At 47.0% G+C, this 22,647-nt stretch carries 17 protein-coding genes; 5 read left to right on the plus strand and 12 right to left on the minus strand.

From position 1 onward, the window contains the following. Positions 1–20 precede the first annotated feature (20 nt). The 11 genes from AC2UZJ_RS00305 to AC2UZJ_RS00355 all read right to left on the minus strand — a co-directional run bounded on the left by AC2UZJ_RS00305 (position 21) and on the right by AC2UZJ_RS00355 (position 16,586). Positions 21–1,208 carry a tyrosine-type recombinase/integrase gene (locus tag AC2UZJ_RS00305; protein ID WP_486948126.1) on the minus strand — a complete coding sequence of 396 codons (1,188 nt, stop codon included), beginning with the start codon at positions 1,206–1,208 and terminating at the stop codon, positions 21–23. A 308-nt stretch (positions 1,209–1,516) separates the two neighbouring features. After that, complete coding sequence (gene guaA / locus AC2UZJ_RS00310; protein WP_486948127.1) at positions 1,517–3,142, minus strand: glutamine-hydrolyzing GMP synthase; 1,626 nt, start codon at positions 3,140–3,142, stop codon at positions 1,517–1,519. Position 3,143: 1 nt separating this feature from the next. After that, positions 3,144–4,604, minus strand: coding sequence for an IMP dehydrogenase (guaB, locus tag AC2UZJ_RS00315; protein WP_486948128.1), 1,461 nt, complete (start codon positions 4,602–4,604; stop codon positions 3,144–3,146). 42 nt (positions 4,605–4,646) lie between these two features. Further along, positions 4,647–8,669, minus strand: coding sequence for a phosphoribosylformylglycinamidine synthase (purL, locus tag AC2UZJ_RS00320; protein ID WP_486948129.1), 4,023 nt, complete (start codon positions 8,667–8,669; stop codon positions 4,647–4,649). 103 nt (positions 8,670–8,772) lie between these two features. Further along, positions 8,773–9,354 carry a transcription elongation factor GreB gene (gene greB, locus AC2UZJ_RS00325; RefSeq protein ID WP_486948570.1) on the minus strand — a complete coding sequence of 194 codons (582 nt, stop codon included), beginning with the start codon at positions 9,352–9,354 and terminating at the stop codon, positions 8,773–8,775. 27 nt (positions 9,355–9,381) lie between these two features. Next, positions 9,382–10,212, minus strand: coding sequence for a 3',5'-nucleoside bisphosphate phosphatase (locus AC2UZJ_RS00330; protein WP_486948130.1), 831 nt, complete (start codon positions 10,210–10,212; stop codon positions 9,382–9,384). A 3-nt stretch (positions 10,213–10,215) separates the two neighbouring features. Beyond that, the gene (locus AC2UZJ_RS00335) at positions 10,216–11,109 is read right to left on the minus strand and encodes an alpha/beta fold hydrolase (RefSeq protein WP_486948571.1); all 894 of its coding nucleotides are present in this window, start codon (positions 11,107–11,109) and stop codon (positions 10,216–10,218) included. A 132-nt stretch (positions 11,110–11,241) separates the two neighbouring features. Then, positions 11,242–13,716: a DNA internalization-related competence protein ComEC/Rec2 gene (locus tag AC2UZJ_RS00340; protein ID WP_486948131.1), complete on the minus strand. Its 2,475-nt coding sequence runs from the start codon at positions 13,714–13,716 to the stop codon at positions 11,242–11,244. 95 nt (positions 13,717–13,811) lie between these two features. After that, positions 13,812–14,642, minus strand: a complete 831-nt coding sequence (locus tag AC2UZJ_RS00345; protein ID WP_486948132.1) for a TatD family hydrolase — start codon at positions 14,640–14,642, stop codon at positions 13,812–13,814. Beyond that, positions 14,636–15,319: an ABC transporter ATP-binding protein gene (locus tag AC2UZJ_RS00350; protein ID WP_486948133.1), complete on the minus strand. Its 684-nt coding sequence runs from the start codon at positions 15,317–15,319 to the stop codon at positions 14,636–14,638. The genes AC2UZJ_RS00345 and AC2UZJ_RS00350 overlap by 7 nt, the downstream gene beginning before the upstream one ends. Next, the gene (locus AC2UZJ_RS00355; protein ID WP_486948134.1) at positions 15,312–16,586 is read right to left on the minus strand and encodes a lipoprotein-releasing ABC transporter permease subunit; all 1,275 of its coding nucleotides are present in this window, start codon (positions 16,584–16,586) and stop codon (positions 15,312–15,314) included. Before AC2UZJ_RS00355 ends, AC2UZJ_RS00350 begins: the two co-directional genes overlap by 8 nt. Before the next feature lie 15 nt (positions 16,587–16,601). Between AC2UZJ_RS00355 and AC2UZJ_RS00360 the strand changes: the two genes are divergently transcribed. Together AC2UZJ_RS00360 and recJ are read left to right on the plus strand one after the other, a co-directional pair. Next, positions 16,602–17,585, plus strand: coding sequence for a hypothetical protein (locus tag AC2UZJ_RS00360; RefSeq protein ID WP_486948135.1), 984 nt, complete (start codon positions 16,602–16,604; stop codon positions 17,583–17,585). Then, a complete protein-coding gene (gene recJ, locus AC2UZJ_RS00365; RefSeq protein WP_486948136.1) occupies positions 17,567–19,282 on the plus strand; it encodes a single-stranded-DNA-specific exonuclease RecJ in 1,716 nt (571 codons plus the stop codon). The genes AC2UZJ_RS00360 and recJ overlap by 19 nt, the downstream gene beginning before the upstream one ends. On the opposite strand, the gene AC2UZJ_RS00370 is transcribed toward recJ, so the two are convergent. After that, on the minus strand, positions 19,254–20,159 hold the full coding sequence (locus tag AC2UZJ_RS00370; protein ID WP_486948137.1) for a DMT family transporter: 906 nt from the start codon (positions 20,157–20,159) through the stop codon (positions 19,254–19,256). The two genes, recJ and AC2UZJ_RS00370, sit on opposite strands and share 29 nt — an antisense overlap. A 201-nt stretch (positions 20,160–20,360) precedes the next feature. Between AC2UZJ_RS00370 and infA the strand changes: the two genes are divergently transcribed. From infA to AC2UZJ_RS00385, 3 genes are all read left to right on the plus strand, one after another. Further along, positions 20,361–20,636, plus strand: a complete 276-nt coding sequence (gene infA, locus AC2UZJ_RS00375; protein WP_486948138.1) for a translation initiation factor IF-1 — start codon at positions 20,361–20,363, stop codon at positions 20,634–20,636. Between the two features lie 132 nt (positions 20,637–20,768). Continuing rightward, a protein-coding gene (prfB, locus tag AC2UZJ_RS00380) for a peptide chain release factor 2 (protein WP_486948139.1) occupies positions 20,769–21,873 on the plus strand; the annotation gives its coding sequence in 2 pieces (ribosomal slippage) (positions 20,769–20,849 and positions 20,851–21,873; 1,104 coding nt in all). A gap of 11 nt (positions 21,874–21,884) precedes the next feature. Then, positions 21,885–22,637, plus strand: coding sequence for an SDR family NAD(P)-dependent oxidoreductase (locus tag AC2UZJ_RS00385; RefSeq protein WP_486948140.1), 753 nt, complete (start codon positions 21,885–21,887; stop codon positions 22,635–22,637). Positions 22,638–22,647: the final 10 nt, after the last annotated feature.

Genomic DNA, 22,647 nt, shown 5'->3' on the forward strand with positions numbered 1-22,647 from the left:
TTTAAAAGTTGGCGAGCCCCCTAAATAACCCACTCATCAATCATATCAGCCCAGTCCTGCAACATAGATGTACGCTGCTCACGATATTCGGCTTTGTTATAGATTGCCCTTACGCCTTTTTGCTCATGTGCTAGGCATTTCTCTATCCAGTCGGTGTTGTAACCGGCTTCATGGAGCAAGGTACTGGCCGTGCGCCTCAGATCGTGGGGTCCAAACTTGGCAAGAGGCTGCCCCTCTTTCTGAGCCAGCTTGTAAGTCATCGTCATCACCCGGTTCAGCGTGGCACTGCTCATGGGGACGTCAGAATCGTAGCGTGACGGCAGAACATACTCCGATCCACCGGAGAACGTCTTCAAAGCGATGAAGATGTCCATGGCCTGCCTGGATAGAAACACCAGGTGAGGGTTTCGCCGTTTCATCCGTTCCTTGGGAATCGTCCAGAGCGCTTCGCTGAAGTTGATCTCACTCCAGGTGGCATTCGTCAGCTCGCTTTTACGCACCATCGTCAACAACAGTAGCTTGACCGCTGCCCGGATCGATGGCGATGTACCAATACGCCCCATGTACTGGTACATAAGTCTGATTTCTTCAGGCGTTAGGGTACGATCTCGCGGCTCAAACTTGGCAATGCTCGCTGGCCTCACCAGGTCTGCCGGGTTCTCGACTTTCTGGCCTCGCTCAGTCGCCCAGCGGTATACTTGGAGTACGATCTCACGCGCATGAACCGCCGTAGCAGGTGCACCGCGCTCTACGATGGCGTCGGTTAATGCTCGCAAGTCCTCGTGGGTGATTTCGGTCAGCTTCTGATTGCCGAATTTCGTTTCCAGCTCTCTCGTATAAACCGAGCGGCGCATATCACGGGTAGAATCGGCCATCTGATAGCCACGTAGCCACTTTTCCGCCCAGGCACCAAAGGTTTCAGCCCCTTTAACACGCGCCTTGTCTCGGGCCTTCTCCTTCGCTGGCGACTTTCCATCGGCGACCATCCGCTTGGCTTCACCAAGCCGCTCACGGGCTTCTGCCAGAGTGATACCCCCAACGCCATAGCGGCCAAAGGTGATTGTCTCTTGCCTACCATTGATCGAGTAGTTGTAACGGAATGAGATAGAACCGGCAGGAGTGACGGCCACGTAGAGGCCATCCCGGTCATTCACTTTGTAGAGTTTATCCCTCGGCTTGAGGTTGCGCAGCTTGGTATCGGTCAGCAAGAGTCTTATCCTTCTTCGATTCCAATACCATGCTGGAAGATTACCCGAAAATCAGGCCATAAAGCCAATAAAAACAGTTAGTTAAACAATTTCGATACCATGAACACATAAGATCAAGCAGCATGGTATCGGCTATCACTCATGGCATCATGTCTCGATAATACCACCTTGGATACCACGCTCAAGCGGTGCTTCCCGCTGCCATCAGTTGCCAAACACTGCCAGACATAAAAGTAAAAAAGCCCATGAAAACATGGGCTTGAGTATCATTTAATGCCAGTTAGTACCAGCTAATGCCTAACGTGTGATCATTCCCACTCAATCGTCGCCGGCGGCTTACTAGACACATCGTAGGTGACACGGTTAATACCGCGCACTTCATTAATGATACGACTAGAAACGCGCTTCAATAAAGCATAGGGCAGTTCAGCCCAATCGGCAGTCATAAAGTCTGACGTTTCTACAGCACGCAGGGCCACTACGTACTCGTAAGTACGCGCATCACCCATCACCCCTACGCTTTTCACCGGTAAAAACACCGTAAACGCTTGAGAGGTTAAGTCATACCAGTTTTTACCGGTTTCGGCATCCACAGTATTACGTAACTCTTCAATGAAAATAGCATCCGCACGGCGGAGTAAATCGGCGTACTCTTTTTTCACTTCACCTAAGATACGCACCCCAAGTCCTGGACCGGGGAATGGGTGCCTATAAACCATATCGTGTGGTAAGCCTAGGGCTACACCCAGTTTACGCACTTCGTCTTTGAAAAGCTCACGCAGTGGTTCAAGTAAACTTAGGTTTAAGGTATCTGGCAAACCACCCACATTATGGTGTGACTTAATACCGGTGGCTTTACCCGATTTGGCTGCCGCCGATTCAATTACATCGGGGTAAATGGTACCTTGCGCTAACCATTTAGCATTATCTACCTTGCTGGCTTCACGTTGGAAGATTTCTACAAACTCTTTGCCAATGATTTTGCGTTTAGCCTCGGGGTCGGTAACGCCGGCTAACTCGCCCATGAACTGGGCGGTAGCATCCACATGAATGATTTTCATGCCGAAGTTTTGCGCGAAGGTTTCCATCACCTGTTTGCCTTCGTCTAAACGCAGCAAACCATGATCTACAAACACACAAGTGAGCTGATCACCAATGGCACGGTGTATTAACGCTGCCGCCACCGAGGAATCCACACCACCCGATAAACCTAAAATAACGTGATCGGTACCCACTTGCGTGCGTATGCTGGCAATGGCCTCTTCCACGTAATCGGGCATATTCCAATCACCCGTGCAGCCACAAATATCCCGCACAAAACGCTGGAAAATAGCCGCCCCTTGCTTGGTGTGTGTGACCTCAGGGTGAAACTGTAAGCCATAAAATTGCTTGGACTCTTCCGCCATACCTGCAATGGGACAAGACGGCGTGGAGGCCATCACTTTGAAGCCTTTAGGTAATTCTGTGACTTGATCACCGTGTGACATCCAGACATTCAACATGCCATGGCCTTCATCAGTAACGAAGTCTTCAATGCCATTTAAGAGGGCCGTATGCCCATGAGCACGCACTTGCGCATGACCAAACTCACGCCGTTCAGTTTGCTCAGTTTTACCGCCTAAATGCAACGCCATGGCTTGCATACCATAGCAAATGCCTAAGACCGGCACACCGGCCTCAAACACCGCACTAGGCACTTCTAAAGCATTATCAGCATAAACTGAAGCATGACTACCTGACAAAATAATGCCATGTAAATTGGGCTGCGCAGCAATGAAATCATTGCCTACGTCACCGGGATGAATTTCACAAAACGCACCCGCTTCACGCACCCGACGCGCGATGAGCTGTGTGACCTGAGAGCCATAATCTAAAATAAGAATACGTTGATGCTGTGGCTGATGTTCAGACTGATTAACTTGATTTTGTTGCATATTAATCAGCTCTGTAATTAGGGGCTTCTTTGGTGATTTGCACATCATGCACATGCGACTCACGTACACCTGCTGCCGTAATTTCTACAAACTCGGCCTTTTCATGCAAATCAGTAATGGATGCAGCACCGCAATACCCCATAGAAGCACGAATACCACCCACCAACTGATAAATAATGGCTAGCACTGTGCCTTTATACGGTACACGCCCTTCAATGCCTTCAGGAACGAGCTTATCCGCATTGCTACCGGCTTCTTGGAAATAGCGATCTGCAGAGCCTTCTGCCATGGCACCTAAGCTGCCCATACCACGGTATGATTTGTAAGATCTACCTTGGTAAAGAACCACTTCACCAGGGGCCTCTTCGGTGCCGGCAAACAACCCACCCATCATACAAGTGGATGCTCCAGCGGCTAAAGCTTTAGCCACATCACCGGAGAAACGAATGCCGCCATCAGCAATTAGAGGTACGCCGGTGTCTTTTAACGCTTCTGCCACATCACTGATGGCCGTTACCTGAGGCACACCCACACCCGCTACAACGCGTGTAGTACAAATAGAACCTGGGCCAATGCCCACTTTGACGCCATCTGCACCTGCTTCAACTAGGGCTAAGGCAGCTGCAGCAGTAGCAATATTACCGCCAATAACTTGGATATGCGGGTAATTTTCTTTCACCCAACGCACACGGTCAATTACGCCTTTAGAATGGCCATGAGCGGTATCTACCACAATGGCATCTACGCCAGCCTTAGCCAGTAAGGCCACACGTTTTTCTGTATCACCACCTACGCCTACAGCAGCAGCCACACGCAACTGACCGTACTGATCTTTACACGCTTTAGGGTGCTCGGTGTTTTTAACAATATCTTTAACCGTAGCTAAGCCACGTAATTCGAAATCGTCATTGACAATTAGCACGCGCTCTAAACGATGCTTATGCATAAGCGCTTGCGCCTGCTCTAAGGTAGCACCTTCTGGCATAGTGACTAGGCGCTCTTGCGTGGTCATCACCTTACTAATAGGCAGTTCTAAACGGTCTTCAAAACGAAGATCACGGTTAGTCACAATACCTACTAATTTGCCGTTATCAATAACCGGCAAGCCAGAAAAACCATTTTCTTTTTGTAAATGAATGGCATCACGTACCGTCATGCTAGGAGTCACCGTGACTGGGTCAATCACTATACCGAACTCATGACGTTTAACGCGAGATACTTCCCGTGCCTGCTTTTCTGCAGAAAGATTTTTATGAATGACCCCAATACCGCCTTCTTGAGCCATCGCAATGGCAAGGCGAGCCTCGGTAACCGTATCCATAGCGGCTGAAGCTAAGGGTATATTGAGTTTAATATCCTTTGTAAACTGTGCGGTGAGCACCGCATCTTGCGGTAACACCTGCGAATATGCTGGCACTAACAACACATCATCAAAGGTAAGTGCTTTTCTGATAAGACGCATGTTCTTATATCCCGTCCAAAACCTGATTATACGCTTAAGTTTTTAACCTAGCCAGACCCGTGCGTTATAGAACAAACGCATCCAGGGAGTTAAGCCACCAGTTGTGGCTTGGTCACCACCACTATCTGCACTACCCCAGCGCTCTGGAGCCCATGAAAGTTGTACATTACGAATCACTCGCTCAGGGTGCGGCATCATGATGGTAAAGCGACCATCGGTGGTAGTGAGGCCGGCTATACCGCTGGGACTGCCATTCGGATTAAAGGGGTAATTTTCAGTGCGTTGACCCTGATTATCGGTGTAATGCAGTACCGATTTCGCTTGCGCCACATTCCCCTGGCGATCAAAGTTCGCAAAACCTTCACCGTGCGATACCACGATGGGTAAACGTGCTCCAGCCATGCCTTGTAAAAAAATGGAAGGAGATTCAGCAACTTCAACGGTAGCCAAACGCGCTTCATACTTCATTGACTGGTTTGCCGTAAATAATGGCCAGTCTTCAGCCCCCGGAATCATGGGTGCCAAGGCAGCCATCATTTGACAGCCATTACATACGCCCAAAGCAAAGGTGTCTTCACGTTGAAAGAAGGCGGAAAACTGATCGTTTAATTTTGAATTAAAACGAATAGTGCGCGCCCACCCTTGGCCTGCACCTAACACGTCCCCATAGCTAAAACCACCGGCTGCCACAATGCCTTTTAAATCGGCTAAATCATAACGTCCGCTCAGTAGATCAGTCATGGGGAGATCAATCACATCAAAGCCAGCTTGATCAAAAGCCCACGCCATTTCTACTTGGCTGTTACTACCTTGCTCACGCATAACGGCAATTTTAGGACGTACACCCGTTTTGATATAAGGTGCAGCACTATTTTCTTGGGGGTTAAAGACCACATTAGCGACATTAAGACCTGGATCTTCCACATCATCCCAAAGGGAATGTTCAGCAGCAGCACTAGCTGGGTTGTCACGTAACAACATCATTTGATGCGTCACCTCCGACCACACTTTACCTAGCTCAGCGCGTGCAATTTGATAAATACACTCACCATCACGGTACACCCCTATAGTATCTGTACTATTAGGCTTGCCGATTACATGTGAATAAGGTGAGAGCCCTACCTCACGTAACTGGTGTAATACCTCATCACGCTTATTAGCAGGCACTTGAATGACGGCACCCGCCTCTTCGTTAAAGAGGGCTTTAAAAGTGAGCTCATCACGCTGTACAGCCACTTGATTTGCACGGATTTTAAAATCACCCCAATCGGCAGCATGTGGGTCTATGGTGAGCATATCAATGTTTAATGACACACCGGTATGCCCCGCAAAGGCCATTTCGGCCACCGTCGCAAATAGACCACCGTCAGACTTATCATGGTAAGCCCACAGCAGATCTTGGTCTGCTAGCTGGCGGATACTATTCACAAAAGCCGTCAAACGTGCCGCATCGGTAAAATCTGGGGCCTCTACGCCTTCCTGATTAAAAGCATGACACAGTACGGAACCGGCCATGCGTTGCTGACCCGCCGCTAAATCAATAAAAATTAAGACACTATCTTCATCTGTACGCAACTGTGGGGTTAAGGTTTTACGTACATCAGCCACTTGAGCAAAAGCGGTAACCACCAGAGATACTGGAGCAATCACATCACGCTCACTGCCATCTTCAGCTTGCCACGTCGTACGCATAGATAATGAATCTTTGCCTACCGGTATCGATAAACCTAACTCTTGACACCATTGGCTCACAGCAGACACCGTGTCATACAGAGCCGCATCTTGGCCTTCTACTCCGCAAGCAGCCATCCAGTTAGCAGATAGTTTAATATCATCAAAACTGCGCACATCACTGGCAACAATATTTGTGATGGCTTCGGTAACCGCCATACGGCCAGAAGCCGGAGCATCAAAAATAGCAATAGGGCTACGCTCACCCATGGCCATGGCCTCACCACGAACTTGCTCAAAATCCGCCAAAGTAACCGCGCAATCCGCCACGGGAATTTGCCAAGGACCTACCAGCTGATCTCGACTACACAAACCACCCACACTACGATCGCCAATAGTAATTAAAAAGTTTTTATTAGCAACAGTAGGATGCCGCATGACGCGTTCTACCGCTTCATTTAAAGCTATCACCGGTAAATCCAAGGTACCTTCAAAGCGATCTTCACGCTGTACATCACGCAAGGTGCGCGGCGCTTTACCTAAAATCACCTCTAGCGGCATATCTACTGGACTAGACTCGCCATCAAGTACACGTAACTGACGCTCTTCGGTCGCCACACCCACTACCGCCCAAATGCAACGTTCACGCTCAGCAATGGCCTTAAAGCGATCTAAGTCTTCGGGGGCAATTGCTAACACGTAACGCTCTTGAGATTCATTACACCAAATTTCAGCGGGAGATAAACCCGATTCTTCTAGAGGCACCTTTTTTAAATCAAAGGTAGCACCACGCTCGGCATCATTCACGAGCTCAGGGAAGGCATTAGATAAACCACCCGCGCCTACATCGTGAATAGCAATAATGGGGTTGTTATCCCCTTGCTGCCAACATCGATCAATCACCTCTTGGGCACGGCGTTGCATTTCTGGGTTACCCCGCTGCACAGAATCAAAATCCAGCTCAGCCAAATTCATGCCAGAGGTCATGCTGGATGCCGCGCCCCCACCCATACCAATACGCATACCCGGACCGCCTAACTGCACGAGTAAAGCACCTACGGGTAAAGGGTCTTTGTGGGTCAAGCGATCATCAATGGCGCCCAAGCCCCCCGCAATCATAATAGGCTTATGATAACCCCAGTGTTTGTTGTTAATGGTTTGTTCAAAACTACGGAAGTAACCCAGTAAATTCGCCCGACCAAACTCATTATTAAAGGCTGCGCCCCCTAAAGGGCCTTCGGTCATAATATCTAAAGCCGTAGCAATGCGCTCAGGAAAACCATGGGAATCTTGCTCCCAAGGCTCGGTTAAGCCCGGTAAATGCAAATGCGATACGGTATAACCAGTTAAGCCAGCTTTGGGCTTAGAACCCCGGCCTGTCGCGCCTTCATCACGAATTTCCCCACCTGAGCCCGTAGCGGCCCCAGGATACGGCGCAATCGCGGTAGGGTGATTATGCGTTTCTACCTTCATTAAGGTGTGCATGGTGGCTTCGTAAGACTGGTATTGCCCTTTAGTCGCTGAGTCAGGCAAACTGGCATAAAAAACCTTGGCTTTACCGCCAGACATAATGGCGGAGTTATCAGAATAGGCAACTACCGTATTACGCGGCTGCGCGGCATGCGTTTCACGAATCATGCCAAATAAGGTTTTATCTTTGGTTTGACCGTCTATCACCCACTGCGCATTAAATATCTTGTGTCTACAGTGCTCACTGTTTGCTTGAGCAAACATGAGCAACTCTACATCATGCGGGTTACGCTTTAACTTCGTAAACGCCTCAAACAGATACTCAACTTCATCTTCAGACAAAGCCAAGCCCATTTGAGTATTTGCCTGCACCAAAGCATCAATGCCTTGTTCTAATACAGGGATAGATTGCATAGCTTTAGGCGCCAGCTCGTGAAAGAGTGCGCTGCCATCAAATGCCTGATCAACCACCTGTTCTGTCATGCGATCATGCAATGCATCAGCTATTTGTTGAAGCTGCTCTGGGCTAAAAGTCTTAGTACCGAGTAATCCACGCACGGGCTCAATCACATAACGCACACCACGCTCTAAGCGATGTATCTCATCTAAGCCACAATTATGTGCAATATCTGTGGCTTTACTGGCCCAAGGAGAGATGGTACCTAAACGTGGAATCACGCGCAGCACGAGCTGATCCTTAGATTGCGCCTTTGGGTCAAAGGTGGGCTGACCGTCATCAAGCAAACTAATAAGCTGCTGATATTGCTCTACGCTTAGTTTCTGCCCTACGGGTTTAACGTAGTACTCGTAATACGCCGTAATACCTTCAATAGGTAAGGCTAAAGATTGAAAATGGTTTAAAAGACGCTCGCTTTGAAAAGCGGGCAAGGCGGATACGCCTGGAATAGTTAGAATAGTGGACACGATGTGAGCCAATGCAAGAGTGTTATCAATGCACGTCATTTTAACCATAAATCTTACCAAATAGGTTGGCTTATTACGGCTTAATCAACGCACAGGACTAAAATTATTCGTCGTGACGTAGTTCTGTCACGGTATCGGGGTAATGGACTTCGAGTATATCTAATTCTTGTATGCCGCCTGGTGTACGTAAAGTCACCATATCACCCTCTTCGGCTTTTAATAAAGCGCGTGCTACTGGAGATATCCAGCTGATTTTGCCATTTAACGGCTCAGCCTCATCGACTCCCACTATAGTAACTCTGGTTTCCGCACCGTCTTGGTCTGCATATACTACGGTAGCACCAAAAAAAACACGGTTTTTATTAGGCTGTAAGGCGGGATCTACCACTTCAGCAATATCTAACCGTTTAGTAAGAAATCGAATCCGTCTATCTATTTCGCGTAAACGTTTTTTGCCATAAATATAATCACCGTTTTCAGATCTATCACCATTGGAGGCGGCCCACGAGACCACACTAACCATTTCGGGGCGCTCCGTTCTCAATAGATGCCGAAGCTCATCTCTTAAGGCGATGTAACCTTGCACGGTAATATAGTTTTTAGTGCCTTTAGGTAATTGGACCGCTTCAGGGACTAAATCCTCTTCGATTTCATTGTCGTTTTCTTTAACAAATGCTTTACTCATCATTTTCTCCTGCTTTATGACTTAGTCTCACAGCCAACGCTGCCAAATAGGGCGTAAACCACTGGGCAATGCGGGCACTTGCCCAAGATCCATACGCCCTTCCACAAAGCCATGAAAGTCAGAGCCACAGGAGGCCTCAAAACCATAGCGCTTAGCAACACGAGCGTACTCTTGGTATTGATCAGGACTGTGGCTACCCGTGACTACCTCTATGCCTTCACCGCCTAACTCTTTGAAAGTATCAAATAACAAATCAAACTGCAAAGTACTGAAATTATAGCGCCCTGGGTGGGCAATGACAGCTACCCCACCGGCTTCGTGTATCCATCTTACGGCATTTTCTAAACGTGCCCACTGCATAGGTACATAAGCTGGGCAACCTTCACCTAAGTATTTATCGAACACCTGCTGTATGGAGCTGCAATGCCCTTCGTTAATTAAAAAACGCGCAAAGTGAGTACGTGAAACCAGCTCAGGATTTGAGGCTAAAGACTCTGCACCCTTTAAAGCGCCTTCAATACCTAGATCAGCTAGGGCTTGTGCCATGTCTTTGGAGCGCTGCACTCGCCCTGAGCGCACATAACGTAACGCATCTACTAGCTCTAAGCGCTGGTAATCAATGTTTAAACCCACTATATGTACGGTTTTATTGAGCCAGGTAACGGAAATCTCTACGCCGGGTATAAATTGTATGCCTAGATCGGTAGCTATTTGTTCGGCCTCTGCTAAACCGCCCACCTCATCGTGGTCAGTCAAGGCCCACATTTCAACCCCATTGGCATGGGCGCGCTGCGCCAAGGCTACGGGTGATAATAGACCATCAGATACGGTTGAGTGTGAGTGTAAATCTACATTCATTGATTATTCCTGCAATAAAAACTGTTTAATTTTTTCAATTTGCCTGGGTTGCATTAAGGTAGGAGCATGACCTACGTCACTGACTTCGTAAAGACTGGCTTTAGCATTACGCGCTAGCATTTGCTCTGTGGTTTTTTTGGATAATAAATCCGAGTCTACACCATGTATTATCAATACCTCAGCAGGCAAACTTTCAAACGCTTGCCACAATACCTCTTCGGCCTCTTCTACTATGGCTTCGGCTTGCTCATCTTTTTGTTGTAAAAACTGCTTTTTAAAAGGCGCCGCAATACCTAAATCATAGGCCAACACCCACTGCCCATCTTGCTGCATAAATACATAAGTCGTTAGGTGCTCCCATTGCTCTTGAGTGTGTGGACCAAAGTCTTGCCAGCGTACCTTAGCGTTCTCTACCGCCTCCCCAAAGCTATCAAAAACCAACTCTTGGTCAATGTAATTCCCGATACGGGCTAGACCTTCCGCATTAATCACCGGACCTATATCATTAATTACCATGCGTCTAAAAGGTATAAGCTCACTGAGATCTGAAGCCGCCTGGGCGGTGCTCCAAGCTAATAATTGTTGAGCGTTACTTAAGCCCGCAGCCACTCCCAACCCAATTAACCCACCCATAGAAGTGCCTACCCAATCTAAGACAGTGGGTTGTAAGCGAGCAATTAGAGTAAAAATATCTGCTACGTATTGCGGCACCACATAGGCATCAGGATCAGCTAGACGGTCAGAACTGCCCCGCCCTACTATATCTGGACAGACAACGCGATAATAAGGACTAAGTGCTTGAGCTAAAGCATCAAAATCTCTGCCTGTACGGGTCAGACCATGCACACATAATAAAACACGTGAATTTGTAGGGTCACCCCACTCCCAGTATGCCATACGATGGATACCAGCCGAGCTAGTACACACCACGTAATTTAATCGAGGTGTGGTTTGTAGAGTTTGTGTAGACAAAGCAAGCTCCTTTTTCTTCATTAATCGCTTTGTCTTAGTATACGCTGTGCGCGCCGCTTATTCTTTGAGTCTGCCATTATTTTGCCAATAACGTCTCCGTACAAGGCGCTCTTTATAGGTCTCTAGTCCTGCTATGGATGAATGCACAATAATTGCACCCTGATAATCAGTGCGTAAAAACTGAGCTCCAGAGCGCAGCCACCTATGTTCTACTTCCTCGTGTGGATGACCATAACGACTCCACCATCCCACTTGCGCGATAGCAATTTGGCTTTGCAGTTGGTCTACCCACAACTGCCCCGACGAAGTCTTGGAACCATGATGACCTACTACCACCACATCTTGGGTGGGCAGACCTGCTTCAATAAGCTGCTTTTCCTGCGCAACACCTATATCACCCGTTAATAGAGCACGGTGATGAGCCCCTTTCACCTCCACCACGCAGCTGTTGGCATTTTTATCGTTATTTGTCTGCACAGTAGAACTAGGCCACACAAAACGAAATTGCACGCCGTCAACTTCCCAACTCTGGCCTCGCTGACAAACACTTTGTGCCCAAGGTAAAACTACAGCAAGTGTTGAATTATCTAATAACCGAGCTTCGCGTTTTAAATAAGCCGTCAAATCAAAGGAGCTATATGACTGCTGTACGGGGAAAAACTGCAACACACTGCGCGTACCCCCTACATGATCTAGATCCGCATGTGACAACACCAGAGTATCTATTTTTGTATGCCCTAAACTGCGTAAATAGGGCACTATAGTGCGCAGCCCTTCATCGCTCTCAGGGCCACGGCGCAATCCCGTATCAAAAAGCAAAACGGAGCTAGCGGTTTCTACTATTACGGCACTACCTTGCCCCACATCTAGCGCATGCAAGCGCCACTCTCCTGTAGACAAGGTAGGATTACGCCAAAACAAAGCCGGAACCACTAAACCCCAGCCTAACCATGCCAAAGGAAAAGCTCTAGGCATCAACGCTACAATCATACCAAGTAGAGCAATTAACAATACCCAAAACGGGGGTTTAGCTGCTGGTAAACTCGCCAAGGGCTGCTCACTTAACCAAATCGTAAGTTGCATCATAAACAATAATAAGGAATGCGCTGTCCACAACACAGCCTCCGTAAGCCCAGGAAAAGGCAACAAACTTAGTAAGGCAAACAACAAAGCTAATGGGGTGACCAATAAACCAATAATGGGAATAGCATAAGCATTCGATAAGGGCGAGACCAAAGAGAGCTCAAAAAACAAAAAAGCCAGGGCAGGTAAAAGCGCAACGGAAATCAGCAGCTGCCAAATCGCTGCCATACGCCATTTCTGCCACGTTTTCTCCCAGTAACCTTTACCACCATTCCACAATACTTCACCCCACCATTTTGCACAGGCTACTAAAATAACCACCGCACCAAATGACAGCCAAAATCCTGTCGATTTAATGGCCAGAGGATCAAAAAGCAAAACACTCACCGCTGCTGCGGCAATAATCTGTGTAACAGACAACGGTAAACGTAATAGTAAAGTAACTATGGTGACCGCAAACATAGTGAATGTACGTTGTGCGGGCACGCCCCAGCCCGCTGTTAGGCTATATAAGCCTGCTACCATTAAAGCAAAGCAACCCGCTGCTACTGCCGTAGGCACATACTCTGGCAACATCTTCCCCATCCAGTGCAATCGACGCCAGCCAAACGCGAAAAACAACGCACTAAAAGTAGCCAATAAAGTGACATGCGTGCCGCTTATAGAGACGAGGTGCGTGAGCCCCGTACGATTAAACACCTCCCAGTCCGTTGAGTTAATACTGGCTTGATCACCTATGGATAACGCTAATATCACTCCCCCCCAACGCAAAGACTCCACATAGGGCAACATAGTCTCTCGCAAGCTATGGCGCCACCTTTCAGCCGCCAAGGAAATAGACCAGCGTTGTGGACTTTCACTAACTAGCTTAGGCGTACCCCGTATAGCCCCTATGGCTCGAACACCTTGAGCAAACACATACGCCTCATAATCAAAACCATTGGGATTGCGAGCACCATGTGGTGTTTTTAAAAATGCCGTCACTTGCCAAACCTGTCCTGGTTTTATAGCAGGAAAAGCATATTTTTTAGGCTGAGCATAGGGACCACCCCACTCAGGACTGCTCCAGCTCAAAGAAATAGTTTTAGGTACCTGACGGGGATTCGCTTCTAAAACCGTGGCTCTAAAACTGCGGCTATCCGGCTTTAAACGCACTAAACTATCCACCTGTATTAAAAGCTTGAAGGGTTTGTTTTCTTCATGGGCTGGAAGTTGTTGCCGTTGCAAAACGTCAGCCTGCCAGTTAGCATTAGCCAAAGCCAATAAAAAAGTTGCGCCTAATGCCAAGTTATAGCGTACAAAACCGCTTTTTAAAACATACGCAGTGCCTATCCCCACTAACGCCACGACTAATGCCATGGCTTGCCAAGCAACAGGCCAAAGCTGTGACCATAACTGCACCCAAGCTGTACCTAATATAAAGGCCGCAGCCATTATTCTACCTAGCATTCTTTTCCCTTAGCTCTCTTGTTTTTCTACTTATTAAGATATAAAAAAAGCGCACCAAAAGGTGCGCAAAGAGGGGAAATAAAACCTACGTATTTTTACGCATACGTATGGCTCTGATGCCACTGCTGTAGGCGGGGCAAAACGCGCATAGCAGTGTGGGTTGTTTCCTTTTTAATTCTGGCTATATCTAGCTGCCGTAAATCAGCTAATACTTGAGCTATAGCGGCTATCTCGGCAGGCCTATTGTATTGCTCAGGGTGCTCTTTGGGATTTAGCCAAGCGGGAGCAATATCAGGCGCATCCGTTTCTAATACTATATGCGATAAATCAATATCTGTGGCTAATCGGCGTATCTGTTTGGCGCGAGTAAATGTCATAGCGCCCCCGAAACCCAAAGCAAAACCGCGATTTATAAATTGTTCGGCTTGTTGATGACTACCATTAAAGGCATGCGCTATGCCCCTAATACTTTCATGCCTACGCAAATATTTTAAAATTTCATCTTGTGATCTACGCACATGCAGTAACACCGGCAACTCAAACTGCTTGGCTAATTTGAGTTGCTGTTCATAGAAATAAAACTGTTTTTCTCGCATACCCGCTGTGCGTAAGGTGGGAACAAAAAAATCCAGACCTATTTCACCTATAGCAACTAATTGAGGATCAGTAATGTGCTGCTCAAGCTGAGCTTCTAGAACCTGTAAATCGTCTTCGGTGGACTCTGGGACACATAAAGGGTGAATGCCCAGTGCGTATGTAAGACTGGGGGCACTATGTGCCATCTGCCGTACGCTTGCAAAATTATTACGGCTAATTGCAGGAATAACTATATAGCCCACGCCTTGCTTTTGAGCGGCAGCAATTAGCTGAGCTGGCGTTTCAGTAAAAATCTCAGCATCTAAATGACAATGTGTATCAATTAACATCCATTTAATATACCTTGATCCATGGCCAGTTGGCGATGGGCTAAGGCAGCTAAGGCCGAATCATGTGTAACAATTATAAACGCGATGCCTAGTTCTTCATTCATTTTTTGTAACAGCGCAAACATAGCTTGAGCGGTTTGTCTATCTAAATTTCCCGTAGGCTCGTCAGCCAATACACAAGCAGGCTGCGTCACTAAGGCTCTGGCCAAAGCGATACGTTGCCGCTCTCCACCCGACAGTTGGCCCGGGTAATGATGGGCACGTGCGGTTAAGCCAACTTGCTCGATAATTTGAGCTGCTTGCTCCCTAGCCGATGATCGACTCATACGGCGTACTATTAATGGCATGGCCACATTATCTAAGGCAGTAAACTCAGGCAATAAATGATGAAACTGATACACAAAACCTAAAGATTGGTTACGAATTTGACTGCGTTGCTTTTCATTTAGCGTCTCAGTGCTTTGGCCTGCAATGGCTAATTTGCCGGCGCTTGGCTTATCTAAAAGACCCAAGACATGTAGCAAGGTACTTTTACCTGAACCTGACGCCCCCACAATGGCAACCATTTCTCCGGTTGCGACCTGCAAATTCACATCTCGCAATACTTCCACACGATTGTCACCATCCTCGTAATAACGTTGTATATGTTGAGCATCAAGCACCAAATGTTTAATCATGACGTAATACCTCTGCAGGCTGCAAGCGTGAAGCACGCCAGCTGGGATAAATGGTGGCTAATAAAGAAAGCACTAAAGAGGTAACACCTATAATTACCATATCGCCCACTTGAGGGTTTGAGGGCATTTGACTAATGAAATAAATTTGTTGGGGTAAAAACTCTTGGCCAGTCATGCGTTCTAAAAAAGGCACAATAACATCGATGTTATAAGCCACCAAAGCGCCTAAACTCACTCCGATGACCGTGCCCAAAACACCAATAATGGCTCCCTGCACTAAGAAAACACGCGCCACCTCATTGGGCGTTGCGCCCAAACTGCGTAAAATAGCAATATCGCTACGCTTATCTTTTACTGCCATCACTAAAGAAGACAGCAAATTAAAAGCCGCTACCGCCACAATCAGCGTTAAGATTAAAAACATCATACGCTTTTCCGTTTGCACTGCTGCAAACCAAGTTTTGTTGTTTTGCGTCCAATCATTGACCCGAATAGTAGGTGGTAATTGTCCAACTAATTCATCGGCTACCTGCGGTGCTTTTTGCATATCTTGAATACGTAAACGCACACCGCTACTCCCACTATCCCTAAACACTCGAGCCGCATCTTGATAATGCACAAAGGCTAAGGTAGCGTCATACTCATAATGCCCTGAGGAATAAAGACCCGCTACGGTAAACTGCCGCATACGCGGGGCAAAGCCGGCTGGCGATATGGACCCTTGAGGTGCCATCAACATTAAATTATCGCCCACTGTGACGCCTAGGGCATGAGCCAACTGATTCCCTAATATAATGCCAAAACCTTTGTCTTCTAAGGCGTCCACCCCATTAAATATCATTTGATCTGCTAGCTCAGAGACTGCCGATTCCAACGCCGGGTCTATACCGCGTACTTGCACACCGTTTAATTGATCACCGCGCACCAGCATAGCTTGTGCAGCCACAAAAGGGGCAGCCCCTATAACGTTAGGATTTTCTTGTGCCTTGTCTGCTACCTCTTGCCAATGCGACAATACCGTTTGGTGATCCGCGCCATTTATGGTTAACTCCATATGTGGCAAAACCGACAGCATGCGATCTCGTACTTGGGTTTGAAAGCCATTCATCACTGATAACACAATAATCAGTGCGGCCACGCCTAGCGCAATGCCTGCCATTGAGCTAGCAGCAATAAAGGAAACAAAACGGTCTTTACGCTTTGCTCCACGGCGACTAAACCCGGCTATGCCGGCGTAGCGCGCTCCTATCCAAAACTCATAAAACATAGATATTTACCGTTAATGACTGCTGAAAATTTTAGTATTGTACTAACTGAAGGCTTAGCGCCTGCACCTATTGCCACCGAACTACTTAAGCAACTACCTACTTATGCTCCGCATTTAACCAGTTATTTAGACCAGTGCAAAAGTGAAAGAACCACCCTAGAGCTCAACCAAATTAAATGTACTGCTTTTGAGGCATGGCAATTAGAGCAGGCGGGATTTGCTGCATCGATGGCAAAGCATAACGCAGCTTTGGCGCTTTTGTTAGCCAGTGAGCAACAAAAATTAACAATGGCTGCTTCTACATCACCTTTTTGGCTCGTCGAACTAGTGCATATTTCACCCGCCCGTGATGGTGCCGCTTTAATCCCCGCATCGGCCTTGGCAATAGAATCCACGCATAGTGAGGCGCTATTACAAAGTGCTCAACGCCTTTGTGAAGGAACGCCCTTTCGCTTAAGCTCTTGGTCTGCCACGCATTGGCAGCTACACAATGACGGTGACAACCCACTACCTGCTATCTTTGCAAGTAGTGATTTAGTAAGTCGTATGGCGGTTAACGACTGGTGGGATCAAGACGCCCGCAGCCGTGAATGGCGCCGTTTTGTAAATGAAATTCAAATGCTTTATTTTGATCATCCCATTAACATTACACGCCAACAAAACGGCCAGCCTCCTCTCAATAGCCTATGGCCAGTGGGCGGTCTCAGTCCCGCAGTCTGGCAGCCTCAACCACCCCTACAGTCTCACAAAATATTTACTGCTCTTAGCGCTGCTTATTTACGTCAAGACTGGGGCCAATGGCTACTAGAGCTACAAAACATAGATAAAGCAATCGCTCCCCTATTACAAGTAGAAGATTCTACGCTCAGGCCACAACTTATATTAACGAATACCAACGAATACTTAAGCGCTTGCCCACAAGCAACCCGCTTTTGGCAACGTTTTTTACCTTTTAAATCCATCCCATCTTGGAGAAACCATTGGCTAGCCCAGTCTTAAGCCCTCGCCCATCACAACCGGCGGTTGCCCAACAACTAGAACAAGGCGGTTTACATCCTTTATTAGCGCAGCTGTACGCCGCCCGCAATGTAAACACTATTCAAGAAACCACATCTAAATGGGCGGCTCTACTGCCTCCTCATTCTTTACATCATATAAAGCAAGGCGCCCAACTTTTAGCCGATGCTATTGAAGGGCAATGGCGTATTTTAATTGTGGCCGATTATGACTGTGATGGCGCCACCGCCTGTGCGGTAGGCATACGTGCCCTAACAGATATGGGCGCTGATGTGGATTTTATTGTGCCAAATCGCTTTGAGACGGGTTATGGCTTATCACCCGAAGTAGTGCACATTGCCGCAGAACTGCCAGAAGGTAAACCCGATTTAATTATCACCGTAGATAATGGTATTGCGGATGTACAAGGGGTAGAAATCGCTAAACAACTGGGCATACAAGTATTAATTACCGATCACCACTTACCTGGCGATACGCTGCCTGATGCCGCAGCCATCATTAACCCCAGTCATCCAGAGTGCAACTTTCCTTCAAAAAGCTTGGCTGGTGTAGGCGTCATTTTTTATTTGATGCTGGCTTTACGTGCGGAATTGCGAGAACGTGGTGCCTTTGGCGTGGAAGATCAACCACGCTTAGATCAACTGGCAGATATTATTGCCTTAGGCACGGTGGCCGATGTGGTGCCTTTAGATGCAAATAATAGGCTTTTAGTTGCTCAAGGCTTAAAAAGAATTCGAGCTGGACGCGCGCACGCAGGCATCGCTGCCTTGTTTACGGTTGCCGGGCGTGATGCCTCCAAAGCCAACACCTTTGATCTAGGATTTGCTGTGGGTCCGCGTATTAATGCTGCAGGTCGCCTCACCGACATGAGCATTGGCATTCATTGTCTTTGCACCGATGATCCTTTAAAGGCCATGGAGTTGGCTAAGGAATTAGATCGTATAAACCAAGAACGTAGGCAAATTGAAAGCGGCATGCATCAAAGTGCATTGCAATCAGTGGAGCAAATGATGCAGCTCACACCCAGCGCTAGCGTTTGTGTGTATGGTACAGATTGGCATCAAGGCGTAGTAGGACTAGTGGCATCACGTCTTAAAGAAAAGTATTGGCGTCCCACTATCGCCTTTGCTCCCGGTGATAACGGTGAAATCAAAGGTTCTGGCCGCTCTATTCCTGATGTGCACATGCGTGATGTGATTGATCTTATTGCCAAAAAACACAAAGATATGGTGTTGAAATTTGGCGGCCATGCTATGGCAGCCGGTTTAAGTATTCACGAATCCAAACTAGACGCTTTCAAACAAGCCTTTGATGAGGCAGTCATTCAATTTACGGGCCGCACTCACTTTGAACCCTTGATTGAACATGACGGTTCATTAGCTACCCAGTACATAGATGTAGCTACTGCGACCTTGCTGAACCAAGAGGTATGGGGTGCAGGCTTTCCGCCCCCAGTCTTTGTGGATCGCTTTACCGTGCTACACCAACGGGTACTCAAAGAAAAGCATCTTAAACTGCGTTTAGAACGCGATGGCCTAGTGCTAGATGCCATTTGGTTTAATCATGCCGAACCCTTTACACTCAATGAAACCGTGAAAGCCGCCTATAAAATGGATGTGAACCACTGGAACGGCAAAAGCAATGTGCAGCTTATGATTGATTACGCGACGCATATATAATGCCTCCCACAATTAATAGGAAGGCAATAGCATGATAAATTCTTGGACTTTCTCCTAAGAAAATGGTGGATAACAGTGCAGCAAACAAGGGCATTAAATTAGCAAAAAACCCGGCCATCGTAGGCCCTACGCGCTGCACTCCTAAGCCCCAAAATCTGAAGGCGATAATGGCGGGACCGGTAGACACATAAAGCAGCGCTAACACCAAACCCCAACTCCATTCAATATGCCAATCAGTAATAGCCCACTCCCCAACAGAGAACATCCCCGCCCACATCACCCCAAAGGTAACTTGAGCCAAGAGAATCATAGACCAATTCTCCTTCATCTCAGGCTCGTGTTTGTCTTGACTTAAAAGCCAGCTATAAAAAGCCCAAGCAATGACTGCAACCAGCATATAAATATCACCAATCACAAAGCTGAAATCTTGCAGCTGCGTGAAATCACCACGCACCAATACCAACGCAACCCCTAGCAATGATAAAAAGGCCCCACCAAATTGCTTAAAATTAATAGAAGCACCAAAAAACAAACGCCCCACTAATAGCATCCAAATAGGCATACTCGAATTCACTAAGGTGACATTAATAGGCGTAGAGCTATGTAAAGCCATGTATTGCAAGGCGTTATACATACCAATACCCAACAAACCTAACAAGGCATACTCACGCCAATTACGCCATAAAGCGCTGTCTTTACGGAGGATTTTCCCGCCAAATAACGCCAATATACAAAAAGCAATAGACCAGCGTATGAAGTTCAACGTAATAGGTGGCACCATATCACTAATTGCGCGCCCTACAACCGCATTACCTGCCCACAAAAACGTTGCGGTCACCAACAGCAATACTGCAGTAGGCGTTAATTTTTGACTCATGCTGCACCTTTAAAGCAAAAAGCAGATCACACACTGCTGATAAATAATTGAAATAGTTGAAATAATTAGAATTCGAAAGAATTATATAGTTAATCACCCTCTAATCCCATGACAAAAGTATCTAGCAGCGCGTAAACCATTGACTCATAAAGCGTTTTCGCGTAAAATAGATAGATTGATAATTTTATAAGGATTTACTATATGTCAAAAGAAGAACTACTTGAAATGCAAGGTTCTGTTACTGAAGTATTACCCGATTCACGTTTTCGCGTTACGCTAGAGAACGGTCACTCTGTGATTGCCTATACAGGCGGTAAAATGCGTAAGCACCACATACGTATCTTAGCAGGAGATCAGGTTACATTAGAAATGTCACCTTATGATTTAACTAAAGGTCGTATTACTTTTCGTCATTTACCTAAACGCACTCATCAGCCTACTGGTGGTGGTAATCAGCAAAATCGTCGCCGCCGTTAATTTTTTATGTAGCGAAGGTCTGACGCAATTACAATGCAATGCAGCAACATGCTAAATGAAATCACTCAAGCCATGGATCGCTACCATGGCTTTTGTATTTTTAACTCTTAGAATTCAGTATAGGAATTGTCCATGGAATCCGAACGTCTCAATCAACTCGAAGCCCAATTAGATGATTATCTAGAGCGCACTACCGAACTACGGAGGTATCTTTGACTACGATGAAAAAGCGCATCGCTTACACGTAGTTAATGCCGAGTTTGAAAATCCAAATATTTGGGATGACCACGAACACGCCCAAGAGCTAGGCCGTGAAAAAAAGAGCTTAGAAGATGTGGTGCACGGTTTAGATGAAATAGAACAACAATTATCCGATGCTAAAGAGCTTTTTGAGCTGGCAGCCATGGATGATGACACGGAAACCATTGCAGCGATTGAGGCTGACAGCACTAAACTTAAAAAACGTATAGAAGAATTTGAATTCCGGCGTATGTTTTCGAACCCGGCGGATAATTTAAACTGTTTTATGGATATTCAAGCTGGCGCAGGAGGTACCGAAGCGCAAGATTGGGCCTCTATGCTGTTACGTCAATATACTCGCTATGCCGAACATAAAGATTTTAAAGTTGAAATACTCGAGCACTCTGACGGTGAGGTGGCTGGTTTAAAATCCGCCACTATCAAAATTGAAGGCGAATACGCTTACGGCCTGTTACGTACCGAATCTGGCGTACATCGCCTAGTGCGCAAAAGCCCTTTTGATTCATCTAATGGCCGCCATACTTCATTTTGCAGTGTGTTTGTGTATCCGGAAATTGACGATTCTTTCGAGATAGACATCAATCCTGCTGATTTGCGCGTAGACACCTACCGTGCTAGCGGGGCGGGTGGTCAACACGTGAACAAAACTGACTCTGCTGTGCGTATCACCCACGCTCCTTCTGGTATTGTGGTGCAATGTCAAAACGATAGATCACAACACCGCAACCGCGCTGAAGCCATGCAAATGCTGCGCTCACGCTTATATGAACTAGAAATGCGTCAGCGTATGGCCGAGCAGCAGAAAATGGAAGATGCAAAAAGTGATGTGGGTTGGGGCCATCAAATTCGCTCATATGTACTAGATCAAAGCCGCATCAAAGATTTACGTACCAATGTGGAAATATCAAATACCCAGCGAGTCTTAGATGGCGACCTAGACCCTTTTATAGAAGCCAGTCTTAAACAAGGGGTATAAGCAAAAGCGATATGATACAAAAACTCATTATTATCAGTGGCTCATCACGTGGCCTAGGCTTGGCATTAGCACAGCAATTAGCTACAAAAAACACCTTGCTCATAGGTATTTCACGTAGTAATAACCCTGAGTTAGCCGCATTCTGCCATCAATCTGGGGCCTCTTACAAGCACATCAGCGCCGATTTAGCGCACATACAAGGGGTTGAACAAGCCGCTAGCGCACTACAATCGCTACTTGCACAACACACAGAGCTTCAGCATTACTGGCTAGTTAATAATGCGGGCACCGTTGCCCCAATGGCACAGTCTCATCAAATGCAAGATCCCCATGCCATTGCTCAAGCGCTACAATTAAACATTGGCAGCCTAATGAGTTTAACGGCTACCTTTTTAGCGCATAGTCCAGAAAACGCAGACAGACGTGTGTTAAACATTTCCTCAGGCGCTGGACGTGGCCCTGTACCAGGTTGGGGCGTATATGGAGCAACTAAAGCCGCCGTAGACCACTTCACCCAAACCTTAGCTACTGAACACCCCAGCGTGGGCTGCGTTGCTTTAGCTCCAGGTGTGGTAGATACAGATATGCAAGCTGAAATTCGTGACATGGATGTGGAGCTATTTCCAAACCGCGATCGTTTTATTCAATTGCACCAACACCAACAACTTAGCTCTGCCAGTACTACCGCAGAACATATTGCCCATTATTTGACGCGTAATGACTTTGGTGCCAAAACCATTGATGACATTCGCCATTATTTTTAATTGTTAGCCT

The sequence above is a fragment of the Paenalcaligenes sp. DL 309 genome, assembly GCF_057475285.1.